General features: G+C 38.8%; 11 protein-coding genes. 4 read left to right on the top strand and 7 right to left on the bottom strand.

What is annotated here, in order from left to right; translation table 11 throughout:
- Window positions 1-8: 8 nt before the first annotated feature.
- Window positions 9-1,040 (top strand): M28 family peptidase, encoded by a 1,032-nt coding sequence (locus DSM106972_RS12055; RefSeq protein WP_127080937.1) that lies wholly within the window; start codon window positions 9-11, stop codon window positions 1,038-1,040.
- On the opposite strand, the gene DSM106972_RS12050 is transcribed toward DSM106972_RS12055, so the two are convergent.
- Window positions 1,041-1,937: a DMT family transporter gene (locus tag DSM106972_RS12050; RefSeq protein ID WP_127080936.1), complete on the bottom strand. Its 897-nt coding sequence runs from the start codon at window positions 1,935-1,937 to the stop codon at window positions 1,041-1,043.
- Window positions 1,937-2,161: a hypothetical protein gene (locus DSM106972_RS12045; protein WP_127080935.1), complete on the bottom strand. Its 225-nt coding sequence runs from the start codon at window positions 2,159-2,161 to the stop codon at window positions 1,937-1,939. Before DSM106972_RS12045 ends, DSM106972_RS12050 begins: the two co-directional genes overlap by 1 nt.
- A gap of 224 nt (window positions 2,162-2,385) precedes the next feature.
- On the opposite strand from DSM106972_RS12045, the gene DSM106972_RS12040 reads away from it, so the two are divergent.
- Window positions 2,386-3,900: an aminotransferase-like domain-containing protein gene (locus DSM106972_RS12040; RefSeq protein WP_127080934.1), complete on the top strand. Its 1,515-nt coding sequence runs from the start codon at window positions 2,386-2,388 to the stop codon at window positions 3,898-3,900.
- Window positions 3,901-3,919: 19 nt separating this feature from the next.
- Here the strand turns inward: DSM106972_RS12040 and DSM106972_RS12035 are convergent, their stop codons facing one another.
- Complete coding sequence (locus tag DSM106972_RS12035) at window positions 3,920-4,321, bottom strand: branched-chain amino acid transport AzlD family protein (protein ID WP_267901097.1); 402 nt, start codon at window positions 4,319-4,321, stop codon at window positions 3,920-3,922.
- A 24-nt stretch (window positions 4,322-4,345) separates the two neighbouring features.
- Here DSM106972_RS12035 and DSM106972_RS12030 point away from each other — a divergent pair, with 24 nt between their 5' ends.
- Window positions 4,346-4,537, top strand: coding sequence for a hypothetical protein (locus DSM106972_RS12030; protein WP_127080932.1), 192 nt, complete (start codon window positions 4,346-4,348; stop codon window positions 4,535-4,537).
- A gap of 82 nt (window positions 4,538-4,619) precedes the next feature.
- Here DSM106972_RS12030 and DSM106972_RS12025 read toward each other — a convergent pair whose 3' ends face one another.
- The 3 genes from DSM106972_RS12025 to DSM106972_RS12015 all read right to left on the bottom strand — a co-directional run bounded on the left by DSM106972_RS12025 (window position 4,620) and on the right by DSM106972_RS12015 (window position 8,773).
- Complete coding sequence (locus DSM106972_RS12025) at window positions 4,620-7,151, bottom strand: ankyrin repeat domain-containing protein (protein ID WP_127080931.1); 2,532 nt, start codon at window positions 7,149-7,151, stop codon at window positions 4,620-4,622.
- A gap of 273 nt (window positions 7,152-7,424) precedes the next feature.
- Complete coding sequence (locus DSM106972_RS12020) at window positions 7,425-7,916, bottom strand: DUF262 domain-containing protein (protein WP_127080930.1); 492 nt, start codon at window positions 7,914-7,916, stop codon at window positions 7,425-7,427.
- Window positions 7,917-8,005: 89 nt separating this feature from the next.
- Window positions 8,006-8,773: an SDR family NAD(P)-dependent oxidoreductase gene (locus DSM106972_RS12015; protein ID WP_127080929.1), complete on the bottom strand. Its 768-nt coding sequence runs from the start codon at window positions 8,771-8,773 to the stop codon at window positions 8,006-8,008.
- A gap of 5 nt (window positions 8,774-8,778) precedes the next feature.
- Between DSM106972_RS12015 and DSM106972_RS54855 the strand changes: the two genes are divergently transcribed.
- Window positions 8,779-8,904 carry a hypothetical protein gene (locus DSM106972_RS54855; protein WP_267901096.1) on the top strand — a complete coding sequence of 42 codons (126 nt, stop codon included), beginning with the start codon at window positions 8,779-8,781 and terminating at the stop codon, window positions 8,902-8,904.
- Between the two features lie 258 nt (window positions 8,905-9,162).
- Here DSM106972_RS54855 and DSM106972_RS12010 read toward each other — a convergent pair whose 3' ends face one another.
- Window positions 9,163-13,077 carry an ATP-binding protein gene (locus tag DSM106972_RS12010; RefSeq protein WP_127080928.1) on the bottom strand — a complete coding sequence of 1,305 codons (3,915 nt, stop codon included), beginning with the start codon at window positions 13,075-13,077 and terminating at the stop codon, window positions 9,163-9,165.
- Window positions 13,078-13,262 lie beyond the last annotated feature (185 nt).

Raw genomic sequence — 13,262 nt, 5'->3', positions numbered from 1 at the left:
ATTGTTTTATGAAAAAATTAATCTGGCTGGTACTGCTGGTAATAGTAGCGTTAGGTATAGTTGCTGGTAGAAATTTTTTTGATAAAGCACCGCAACCACCTGTTGACACAATTCGAGTTCAAAATGATATTAATGAGGCGCCGCAACAAAAGTTAGAAAGTGCGGTAAGTTCTCCCCTAGTACAAACAGATACTTTACTCGCTCATCTTCAAAAATTAAATTTTCAGCGATACACTGATGCAGAAAGAGCTTCCGCACGTAGTTATATTACAGCAGAACTCAAAAAATACGGTTTTAAACCAAAATTACAAAACTTTGGTCAGGGAGTTAACGTAGTCGCAGAACGTGCAGGAACAGATAAAACAGCAGGTAGTATTTTAGTAGGCGCCCACTATGACACAGTATATCAATCTCCAGGTGCAGATGATAACGCAAGTGGTGTAGCAGTTGTATTAGAAGTTGCCCGACTTTTAGCACAACCAACACCACGAGGTTTACAGCTAGTACTATTCGACAAAGAAGAAACAGGGTTATTAGGAAGTCAAGCTTACGTCAAAAAAGCAAAAAATATTCAGAAGAACTTACGCGGCGCCGTAGTCATGGATATGGTAAGTTACGCATGTTATACTCCAGGATGTCAAAAATACCCACCAACCTTACCAATTACACCTCCTAGTGATAAAGGAGATTTTCTAACAGTAGTTGGTGACATAGAACACTTACCACTACTAAATTCATTTCAAAATAACGCATCCGAACAAACCAATTTACCAGCTATCCTCACAGTACCCATACCACTCAAAGGATTATTAACACCCGACACCCTGCGTAGTGACCACGCACCATTTTGGTATCAAGGAATAGGAGCAGTATTAGTAACCGATACAGCAAACTTACGTACTCCCCACTACCATAAACCTAGTGACAAACCAGAAACCATAGACCGTAATTTCTTTACAGGTTCAGCACAAATAATAGTAAACGCAACTCATAAACTACTAGAAAGTCCCAATGATTTGAAAACACCACCTTCAAGTTAATTACTGGCGGCGCCTAATTAAAGCTTTTTTCCCAATAAATACGCAAGCAATTACAATGCAGGTAGCTAATAACATCAGGGGTGTAACTTGCTCATGCAGCAACCAAGCAGAAAATAAAATAGTTAAAAACGGTTGTAATAACTGTATTTGACTAACTCTGGCAACACCTGCTACCTTCATTCCATGATACCAAGCAAAAAATGCCACAAACTGACTAATAATACTGACGTACCCAAACCCTAACCAAGCATGAGGTGAAGCTATTAACCCATGTTGAAAAATACTTAACGTAACAGGAATAACTAAAATAGGGGCAATAAATACCAATGCCCAGCTAATAACCTGCCAACCTCCTAATATAGAAGCAAGGTTTCCACCCTCAGCATATCCAATAGCTGCGGCAAAAGAGGCGCCTAAAAGTAAAACATGTGCCCCTTGAATACTGCCACCACTTGAAAGTAAAACAAACAAAACGATTGTTGTACTACCTGTTATACTAGCAATCCAAAATTTGAGTGAAGGACGCTCACCAACTCTAACAGTAGCGACGATAGCAGTAGCTAAAGGTACTAAACCTGTAATAATGGCGCCATGTGCAGCCGGTAATTGCTGCATTGCCCAAGCAGATAATAAAGGAAATCCAATAATTACACCCATTGCTACAACAATAAGACTTCCCCAAAGTTTACGTGGTGGAAAAGGTTGACGAGTTACCCATAGTGCCAGCATTGCCAATACACTAGCAACAACCGCGCGTCCAAGTCCCACAAAAACAGCGTCAAAATCTGTAACAGCAACACGAGTAGCAGGTAAAGTTAAACTAAAACCCAACACCCCCAGAAAACCATAAAATAACCCTAGTGTTTCTGAATCAATACGAGAAAGAAGTTGTTTCATTATAAATACAGTCGTTTTTCAATCCACGCACGCATATCATCTTCTGAACCGAAACAAGCAGAACGTCTTGTAGTGGGGTCATAAGCGTACCAGGATATTTCACCGTTTTTATTATGAGTTGACCAAACCTGTAACTCAGAATTTTCTATAAAAAGGAGTGTTAACTTTTGCCAAACACTGTTTAAATTAGATTTCAGTGCGAAAAATGAGTCTATAATCTTCATTTTTATACCCTCATGTAGATTCCTGCGGCGCCTACTTTTAGGTTCGCACCAAGTACAGCTTCACGAGAAGGTACAAATTCAGCTAATTTTACCTAATACAGTTACAATAATCTCAACTGTTCTAGTTCAATTTTGCATAACTGTACCAACTCAAATAATCAAAAATCACTTATATTGCCTGTAGTAGCTTTAATTACTAGCCGTTCATGGAAAGGGGTAAGCTTGTGAATATTGTTTTAAGCCGTCATTCCTCGCAGCCAGTTTATCAGCAAATTCACAACCACTTCAGTCGCTTAATCAAATCAGGCAAACTTACACCCGGGCAAAAGTTACCATCAATTCGCACTTTATCTCAACGCATTCGAGTAAATAAATTAACAATAATACAAGCGTATAGTTACTTAGAAGCCGATGGGTTAATATATGCTCGTCAAGGAGCAGGATATTTTGTTAATCGTGTAGTAGCTTCAGATTTAACATTACGCTCACGTAATATATCTTACACAGAATCACATTTTGCACCTGCTCAGAAAGTGATAATTTCAGAAGGGGGAAGTTCTTTTTTTGAACAATATATAGCTTCATTACAGGCACAGCACACAACAGGCATAATTGATTTTAGTTCAGGGTTTCCACGTAGTCATGGTGTAGATAATCTGCAAAAAATTGCTAAACGCGCGCTTGCTAAACCGCTCGACAATCTATTTCGGTATGATTTTCCAGAAGGGCAATTAATTTTAAGGCAACAAATCTGCCAAATGCTACTTCAGCAAGGTTTGGAAGTTCTACCAGAGGAATTAATTATTACCAGTGGTTCCGAACAAGGTATATCACTAACGATAAATTACTACCTTCAACGTGGTGATTGGGCAATTGTCGAAACACCAACTTATCACGGCGCCTTAAGTATTTTAGAAAATATCGGCGCCAAAGTAATCGGTATTCCCATGACAGGTGCAGGAATGAATTTAGAATTACTCGAACAATACCTTAAAAGTCACCGTCCCAAATTAATATATACTATCAGCACTCTTCATAATCCTACTGGCATAACAACTTCACTAACACATCGTCAAGAATTACTCAGGTTAGCACAACAGTACGAATGTCCGATTTTAGAAGATAATGCTTATGAAGGATTGAACTTTGATAAAGGGACGGCGCCTATCAAAGCATTAGATAATAACAACTTAGTTACATATATTAGCACCTTCTCGAAAACCCTAATGCCAGGACTGCGAGTTGGTTACATGGTCGTTACAGGAAAACATTACCGAGAATTAGTAAAACAAAAAGCACTTCATGATATGCATGTTTCCACAGTATCACAAGCAATTGTAAGCGAATATTTAGCATCAGGTCAATTTAGGCGCCATCTCAACCGCTTACAAACACACAACCTTCAGTCTAGAAATGCTATGTTACAAGCATTAGAATCTTATTTTCCCGAAGCAGTAACATGGACTATTCCTAAAGGAGGTTTATTTTTATGGGCACATTTACCAGATTCTTTTCCTATTCAAGCAATTTGTAAAGAAGCTTTAGCTCAAAATATACTCGTTGCCAACGGTGCGGCATTTTTCCCAGGTGTTGGTTATCCCGCAATGCGCTTAAACTTTTCTCACAATATAGAACAAATTGAAATTGGGATTAAAACGCTTGGTAACTTGCTCAAAAAATATTCATCTCTTGTAGCACAGGCATCTCTTGTAGCACAGGCCGGAAAGCCTGTACAGTGATTAAAAACCTATCATAATCTTACATATACAACTGACAAATCAAAAACACTATCATTCCGACACAAATCGTTAATAAAAGATTTTGGCGCCAAATACCTACAACGAATGCAGCAATTGCTCCTATTAATCGAGGATTAGTAATAATATCTATTTTATCACCTGTAGGTATGAGTACTGCAGGAGCAATAATTGCCGTCAAAACTGCGGGTGGAACATAACGAAGAATTTGGATGAACTGTGGCGCCATTTTAATCCGCGCGCTGACTCCTAACACAGGATAGCGGATAATAAATGTTACTATTGCCATTCCAACAATAAGAAAAAATTCATATAATTTATTGGTATAGTCAGTTATTTTGCATATAAAATCAAAGAAAAGACGGGCAGGGATGCCCGTTCCACAAGAGTTAGATACACACAATGAAACATTTTTATAGAATCAGTTATGCCGCAAGCTAATAATCAAAATCAATTTGTTCTTTGTATCAATAACAAAGAGTATCAAGCTTCTTTACGAATACAGAAAATTTATCAAATAATCTTTGATTTTAAAGCTTCTCAATATCAAATGATTCGAGTAGTTGACGAATCAGGTGAGGATTATTTATACCCTAGTAATTATTTTATACCTATTTAATAATCTTTGTTGATTTTCAATATATGTAGAGACGTTACATGTAACGTCTCCACATTGTATATATTGTATATGCTACGAAAAATTAATCCCACCAGAAGTAAAGATAGTCGCTTGAGCGCAATCTCTCAACTAAGTTTTCAACTGAACCACAACCTTGGTCAACAATATCAGAACAAAAATCATACATCCTTGTGGCAAGTTCTTCTGGGTCTTTAATTGGTGTAAGGAAGCGTCCTTCTAAAGTATCATGAGCTATAAGCGTTAAAATAAACGGTTGTTCGGCTTCAAGTTCCCGTAGCCATTGAACAACAGAACTTGGACTTATGCCATAATTACAGCCGTTGGTTTGATGTAAGGCAATTACATCATATTTATTTGTAGTTGGTAAAATACAAAGTTTCTTAGGTCCTTCCCCATCAAAGTATTTGTTAGGTTCATAGACAAAGCAACCACATTGCAAAAACTGTTGTTGTAATTGTTCTGTTTTGATATCACGGCGCCGTTTGGTGTTAACATGCACTTGAAAGTAGCCAGGAAAATCATCATACATGGGTACTGGTTGGCTACCACAAATTTCACCTAATTCTGCAACTGCTTTTTGATATTCGGGGTTTTTAGCTGCTTCTGTAAAGTCTGGTTGAGCTAGTTCAATATCCCAACCCTTATCTTCATCGTCTTCCTCATTTTCGTCATCTTCGTCATTCTTGTTATCTTCATTATATGAGTCATCACTATTCCAACGGCTTTTCCAGCTAAAATCACCAGCACGTTGTTCGAGAAATTCTAACGCTTCTTCTCTTCCGTATAAATCAGCCATATCAAATGCTGTATAACCATTATTAGTGCAAAGTTCTATCCTTGTCCCAGCATCTAATAAACGCTGCATAACGCTCAAATATCCTTGACTCGCAGCTTGAGCAAGTGGGGTCATAGAACAGTTCGGTAAGTTAGGGTCGGCGCCTGCTGCGATTAAAAATTCTACTGCTTCTAGTACTTGTGCTGTAATATTACAAGTGGCGCCAGCAACTAATGCTAAAGCGGTTTCTCCCGAACTAGAAACAGCGTTGACATCTACATCTGTTTCGATAAGTAATTTAATCAACTCAAGGTTACATTTTTGTGCTGGGCGAAATAATATTGTTTCTTTGTAATGGTTTGTAATGTTGACATCTGCTCCTGCATTGATTAATTCTCTAACTACTTCAACACTTCCATCTTGGCAAGCAAGGTGTAAAGCTGTGTAACCCAATGCATCTTGAGTATTTAGTTCGGCGCCTCCACTTAGAAGCCTTTGTAAAATTGCTAAATTATTAACAGCTAGTATTAGTGGTGTTCTGCCCAGACGATACCCTATAGCAGCAATAGTTTCAGGCTTAAATTGCCCAAACAAAGTTAATGGAGTTTTGGCTGTCTCGTCTCCTACATCACTTAAATTCGGATTGGCGCCAGCTTGCAGTAGTGCCTCAACAACTTCTATATGTCCACAGGCAGCAGCTAACATCAAAGGTGTACTATTTTTAGTTTTGCGTCTTTGGTCGCGTGCGTTGATATCAGCACCTTGTGTTAACCACTCGCTAACAGTAGCTACATCTCCTTGTTCAGCAGCTAGTATTAAATTTTCATTTTTGTCTACTCTTGTTCCATCTACACCAAATCGTCGCAAAACTTCCAGAATGCGTGAATGTTCGTTTCGTCCTGCCCATTCGTAAGCTGATAATCCTTCTCCATCTTTACAGTAGGGGTCGGCGCCTGCTTCCATAAGAACAGTCAACGCTTCTGCATGACCACAACGTGCTGCTAAAATTACAGGAAATGTATCAACTGCATTTTCTGGCTGAGGAATGTTATTACTTGATAATTTGGCTCGATTTGCGGCAATATCAACTGATTCTACTACTTCGTTAACTTCAGATAGCGATGTTTCTGTTTCAACTGCGTCGAGTTTTTCGATAGCTTTGCCTGCTGTTTCTAACATCTCAAACGCTGATTTTAATGCGGCGCCAGTTGAATTACGAATTTTTGCTTGATTAATAGTAATTTGATTTATTAAAGCATTAACATCTGCACCAGCAGCTAAAAGGGCACGAATTACGGATGGTGAACCTTGTACTGCTGCTATTCCAATTGGTGGAACTTTAGCATATGTAGCTGTTTGGTTTGGATTGGCGCCGTTATTAATCAGTTTAAGGGCTATGTCAAAATGTCCTTCCTCAATCGCTGTTAATAAAGGAGTTGAGATTGAATTGCCATCATCAACATCAGCACCAGCTGCAATTAACACATCAACGATTTCTAAACTACCTTCTCTTGCAGCAGATTGAAGTGGACTTCCCAAACCAACAGATGCCATATTAACATTGGCGCCTCTTTGAATTAGAGCTTTTACCGTTTCAACTCGACGTGTCCCAACTGCCCAAACAAGCGAGTGTCGAAGTGATGCGTCGTTGGCGCCAGCTTCAATAAGCGTGCATTTAATATCATCTCTACCATGAGGCACAAGTTGATATGCTGTGTTACCACCCTTTTTCGCATTCGGATTGGCGCCTGCTTCAAGTAATTCTCTCACACGCTGGATATCACCCGACTCAATCGCAGCAATAAGCTGTTCGTCCATAAAATTTTATACAAATAGTTTATTAAAGCTGTATTATTATTCTGCCCATTTTATTTTTGGGAATTAACATGATTTTACAGACTATATTTGATATAGGCGCCATCCAATTTTTGCATCTATATCAAATTTTAGCCCAACTTCCATTCCATCTGTTGTTTGTACCTGTTCTACTGGACTGTTATTAATTCTTATACTGACAATAGTTGCTGGTTGACAGTAAGATATTTCTTCTTTAACAAGGAAAAGACTTGCTCCGACTGATAAACTAGTTGCCTATGATATCGAATGGTTGTCCAAATTTCTTCTAATTTCAATAGGAAGTTCTCTATAAGTGCATCCTTCAAATTCATACAAAAATTCAAGTCCGTTCAATTGGTACTTGTTATTGTAAAAATCACGAATAGCTATAATTCTCTGCCTTCCATCTATCAATTCATAAGATTTATACCCATACCTTTTCTCAAAAAGAATAATTGGTGGTATTGTAATATTAATTAATATCGACTCTATCAGCCTAGATTGCTTTTTTACATCCCAGAAATTGCTGACCTGAGCGAAGAGTTCTAAATCTATATAATCACGATTTTTTAGCGCTTCTAAAAATCCTGGAAGCTTCTGACGGCCTCTTTCGTTAAGTATTCTTCTTTTTGCTTTTAAATAGTTGGTATCTATCTTAACATCACTATACATCTCATCCACTTTGCTAATATTGTATTTTATGGGCTGTTCTTCCCACATCTTTTCTTCGTTTGGTGCAATTAGCATTGATTCGACCCTCCTTGTAGAGTTACTATAACGCCTATTCTCTTCTATAATACTATTTTTTAAAGGTATTGATTGCTAGAGCGCCATAATTACGAGCGTAAATAACTGGCGCCATTCACATCAACAATATTACCTGTTATAAACTCAGAACCTGGTGAAGCTAAAAACAAAACTGTGTGTGCAATTTCTTCAGGATATGCAACACGATTTAATGGACTTTGTTGTCTAATAAAATCCCCTGCTGGACTTTCTAAAACTGCACGCGACATTTCGGTTTCTACATAACCTGGAGCTACTGCTGTCACAAATATATTATAAGGCGCCAAGTATTGAGCTAATGATTGACTCAAAGAATTAAGAGCAGCTTTACTGGCGCCATATGCAGTAGCTGTTGGTTCTCCTCTAAATGCACCACGTGAAGTTATATTAATAATCCGTCCACTGCGTTGTTCTATCATATGTTTTGCTACACAATACGAAACATTCGCGGCGCCTATTAAGTTAACATTTATAGTTTGTTGCCATACTGTTTGCCAATCTTCATAACTGGTTTGATTCAAAGGATGCTCTTGATAAATACCTGCATTATTAACCAAAATATCAATTTGCCCAAATTCATTTAACGTCGAAGTCACCATTTCCTCAACTGCTACAGGGTTGCCAAGGTCTGCTCCAACTGTAATATGTCCCGTACCTTCCAAAGAATTACACACACTTTCAGCAACATCATACTGCTGATGATAGTGAACTGCTACACGGGCACCACTTCTTGCAAAACCTGTTGCTATTGCTTCCCCTATTCCTCGCGAGGCACCTGTAACTAATACTTTTGTTCCTTGGAAATCGAAAGTAATCATAATATTTGCCAGTACTACTGCTTGAAATTGTAGGTTGGGTGGAGGCTTTGCGTAACCCAACATATCCTCAACCAGTAGTACCACCAGAAAGGCGCCTGTCAAGTAAACATATCAAACAGTACTACTGGTAGACTCTTAACCAGTAGTACTAGTTGCAAGCTTGAATCCTGACTGTGCTTTCTTCAAGTAACATCAAAACCATTTGTTAGGTTCCGTTCCTCCACCCAACCTACAGTTTTAACCAGTAGTACTCGTGGCGCCTGCACTTGAAACCACCAAAAACGGTACTACTGGTTTGCACAAAGCTGTAGTAATTTGAATTTATTTTTCTCTTGTGGGATGGGCATCCTTGCCCGTCCCTTAATAAAACTTAAACAAACTTAAATATATCAAGATAGTAATTTACAAATAGCTTCGAGTAATTCTTCTGAGTCTACAGGTTTAGCAATGTGATATTGAAAACCTGCTGTTAATGCTTGCTGCTGATTCATTTCACCAGCATAAGCTGTTAATGCAATTGCTGGTATTTGTTGTATATTTTTCTCTTTTTCCCTAGTCCGTATTTCTTGTATTAACATATACCCATCCATTTCTGCCATGCCAATATCGCTGAGTAAAATATCGGGCTGAGAATGTGATAGTAATTGTAAAGCTTCGGTTCCTGATGACACTGTTGTAACAGTAGCTCCATACTCTTCTAAGATAAAGCTAAAAAATTCAAGATTGTCTGTATCGTCATCTACGATAAGAATATTTTTACCTGCAAGAGGCAGGGTATTTGAAGGAGTATCTAATAAGTTCATATTTATTTCTTCGGTTTTTGTTAAATTTTGTATCACAGGTAATCTAACTATAAAAGTGGCGCCAAGTCCTTCACCCAGACTTTCTGCCTTAACTGTTCCACCATGCAATTCAACTAAATACTTAACAATTGCTAACCCTAGTCCCAGACCGCCAAATTTTCGGGTTGTGGCACTATCTTCTTGACGGAAGTGTTCAAATACGTAAGGTAAAAAGTCTGCACTAATACCTTTACCATTATCGCTAACTGAAATTTGAGCTTGATTCTCTACACATTCTAAACAAATTTTAATTTGTCCAGTAGGGGGCGTGAATTTGACGGCATTAGATAGAAGGTTCCAAATAATTTGTTGCAAACGTCCAGCATCACCTAGAACTTGTCCAATTGAGTCAAACTGCGTTACTATACAAATATTTTTAGCTTCTGCTGCTAAACGCACGGTTTCGAGTGCTGCCTCAATAACAGGTATCAAGTTAACACTAACCATATTCAGGCTAAGTTTACCTTGTAAAATTCGTGAAACATCAAGTAAGTCTTCGATAAGTTGCGCTTGTAACTTGGCATTACGTTCAATTGTTGAAAGCGCACTTTTTAAAGCTGCTTCGTCAAATTTACGGGTTTGTAATAATTTTGCCCAACCAAGAATTGGGTTGAGAGGTGAGCGTAACTCGTGAGATAACACTGCTAAAAATTCATCTTTAATTCGGTTTGCTGCTTCAGCTTCCGCCCGTGCTGCTTGCTCTTGTTGCAATAAACGTTCGCGTTCCTGTTCTGCTTGCTTACGCTCGGTAATATCTCGATAAAAAATACTTAATCCGCTCTCGCTAGGATAAGCATGAATTTCTAGCCAAACATCGTAAACAGTTGGCAGATAATAATGGTGTTCAAAGTGGACTGGAACTTGATGCTCCATTGCCCACCTATACTGATATTCTACATTTGTACCAACCGAAGGCGCCCATTCCTCCCAGTGAGTTTTACCTAGTACCTCTGTGCGGGGTTTAGCATTGATACGTTCGGCTGCTGCATTTTGATAGACTACTCGCCACTCTTTGTCTACAGCAATATATGCATCGCTCATATTTTCTAAAAGAGATATAAGCTGGTTATAAGTCTCTTCACTTTGTTGACGCAATGCTTGTTCACGTATTAATGCTTCTTTGCGTAACTGAGCTAATTTCAAAGTTGCTGCAACGCGCGCTTTTAGTTCACGAGCTGAGAATGGCTTCACTAAATAATCATCTGCTCCAGCTTCCATACCTTCAACGCGCGACTCTTCACCCGCACGCGCTGATAACATAATAATTGGAATATCTGTAGTATCAGGGTTTGCTCTTAGTTCTCGCAATAACCCAAAACCATCAAGTCCCGGCATCATTATATCTGTCAGAACTAAATCAGGAACTTGTTGACGAATCGCAGCTAAAGCTTCTATCCCATCTCCTACAACTTCTACTATATAATTTTCTTCTAATAAACGCTTGACATATTCACGCATATCCGCATTGTCATCTGCAAGCAAAATGCGCTTCGAGTGTTGAGTGTTGAGTGCTGAGTGCTGAGTAGAGACGTGATTAATCACGTCTCTACGAATGGTTTGTAGTTGACTCAGCACTTGTACAGACCGAATTAATTCGGTCTCTACACTTTCCACTTTTTGGAGTGTTTGAGGTAGCCAGCGTAAAGCTTCCTCGACATAAGGTGTGGCGCCTAAAGCAGTTGAGGCAAGTGTACTAGTTGCACCGATACGGTCAGCAGGTAAATGGGCATACCCTCTCTTGATTGATACTGTAAAACAAGTGCCTTTATCTACAATGCTTTCTACATAAATATTGCCACCGTGCAGCTTGACTAATTCTTGTACTAGTGATAGCCCAATTCCTGACCCTTCTAAAGAACGTCCTTTGGCGCCTTCAACACGGTAAAATCGCTCAAATAAATGTGGTAGTTCTGTAGTTGGAATACCAATACCAGTATCGCGCACTTTTAGTTCAATATTGTCACCAATAGCGTGCAGCGCAACTTCAATTTCTCCTACAAAGGTAAATTTAAAAGCATTAGAAATCAAGTTTAAAACGACTTTTTCCCACATCTGTTGGTCTACATATGCTTCAATGTATTGTGGGCAATTGATTATTAGCTGTAGTCCCGCTTTTTCAATAGCAGAACGAAATACACTTGCTAGTTCTCTTGTCAGCGTTGCTAAGTCAGTTTTGTCATACACTGCTTGTACTCGTCCTGCTTCGATACGAGAAAAATCAAGCAGCGTATTAACGAGTTTCAGTAAACGTAAGCCATTACGATGAACTAATTCCAATATTTGTCTTTGCTGTTGCGTAAGTTCTGCATCTTCTGCCACCATGTCTTCTAACGGAGATAGCATTAATGTCAGTGGAGTTCGGAATTCGTGACTAACATTACTAAAAAAAGTTGTTTTAGCTTTATCTAATTCTGCTAACACTTCCGCGCGTCTCTTTTCTGCTTCATATGCCGAAGCGTTGGCAATTGCAGTTGCTACATTGTTAGCTACTAATTCAAAAAATCTTTGGTAAGTGTCATCCATACTGCGCTGGGGACTAATACCCATAACTAGCAATCCAGCTAGCTGCTTTTTTTGTCCCGATTGAGCAATTGGCATTACAATACAAGAATTCGGCGGTGTACTCCAGACACTCGAAGGTATTGCATCAAATTTAGATGCTAAATCATCTATAATTACCGCTTCGCAAGTTTGACAAACTTCTGCAAGGTTCCAAACATCACTGCTTTGATTTTGTGTTAAATCTACTTGTGTTGGACTTGCATCACATCCCGTCTCAATCCCTACCGCACCAACAATACGCGCAAATGTTGCCGTTTCAATTTCTTCTACTAAGTACAACAAAGCAAAAGGAATATCGTAAGGATTATGAGATAAAGTATTAACAGCAAACTTGCAAGCTTCCTCAACAGTTTTTGCTTTGGATGTATTGGCGCCAAGTTCGCGTAATGTTCGTAAATGTCGCTCACCAATTACACGCTCGGTAGTTTCCGTAACAGCAGTAAATACTCCTCCAACTTCTCCTGTTTCTATAAGAATAGGACTGTAAGAATAAGTAAAATAACATTCTTCTATAAAACCAAACCGATTTATAGGTAAGTATAAATCATCAGACCATGTAGCTTGCCCTGTATTTAATACACCGTTGAGTTGCGCTCCAATAATGTCCCAAGCTTCTTGCCACATCTCGTATCCGGGTTTGCCTAATGCTTTGGGGTGCTTAATTGGACCAAGAATTGGGCGCCAAGCGTCGTTGTAAATTAAAACAAGTTCTCGTCCCCACCAAATTACCATTGGGAACCGTGAATACAAACAAATATCTACAGCAGTTCGTAAACTTTGTGGCCAGTTTTCCTTTGAACCGAGTGGTGTTGCAGCCCAATCCTTATTCTGCACAAGCCCCACCATTTCACCTTCAGAAGAGAAGAGGTTATTAGGACTAACTGGCTTTGCCTCCATCATAAGTTATACTTCATGCTGATAGTTGTTCAATATTTTAAGATGCTTTACACAACAGAGAATCTACCTCTAGTATTACTACTTCGATATAAAAATCTATCTATTGGTTAAAGACTATAATCCTATTTTTTGCCAGCGATAAATATGGCGCCTATCACAAACACCGTTAAACCCAAGTATGTAAAAAC

Source organism: Dulcicalothrix desertica PCC 7102, from assembly GCF_003991905.1.
Classification (GTDB): domain Bacteria; phylum Cyanobacteriota; class Cyanobacteriia; order Cyanobacteriales; family Nostocaceae; genus Dulcicalothrix; species Dulcicalothrix desertica.
The sequence above is the reverse complement of the archived record's forward strand: the minus strand, read 5'-3'. Positions and strand labels throughout refer to the sequence as shown.

Bases quoted from the DNA above. Each gene is read 5' to 3' on its own strand.
- DSM106972_RS12055 (WP_127080937.1), top strand. From the start codon at position 9: ATGAAAAAATTAATCTGGCTGGTACTGCTGGTAATAGTAGCGTTAGGT.
- DSM106972_RS12050 (WP_127080936.1), bottom strand. From the start codon at position 1,937: ATGAAACAACTTCTTTCTCGTATTGATTCAGAAACACTAGGGTTATTT.
- DSM106972_RS12045 (WP_127080935.1), bottom strand. From the start codon at position 2,161: ATGAAGATTATAGACTCATTTTTCGCACTGAAATCTAATTTAAACAGT.
- DSM106972_RS12030 (WP_127080932.1), top strand. From the start codon at position 4,346: ATGCCGCAAGCTAATAATCAAAATCAATTTGTTCTTTGTATCAATAAC.
- DSM106972_RS12025 (WP_127080931.1), bottom strand. From the start codon at position 7,151: ATGGACGAACAGCTTATTGCTGCGATTGAGTCGGGTGATATCCAGCGT.
- DSM106972_RS12020 (WP_127080930.1), bottom strand. From the start codon at position 7,916: ATGCTAATTGCACCAAACGAAGAAAAGATGTGGGAAGAACAGCCCATA.
- DSM106972_RS12015 (WP_127080929.1), bottom strand. From the start codon at position 8,773: ATGATTACTTTCGATTTCCAAGGAACAAAAGTATTAGTTACAGGTGCC.
- DSM106972_RS12010 (WP_127080928.1), bottom strand. From the start codon at position 13,077: ATGATGGAGGCAAAGCCAGTTAGTCCTAATAACCTCTTCTCTTCTGAA.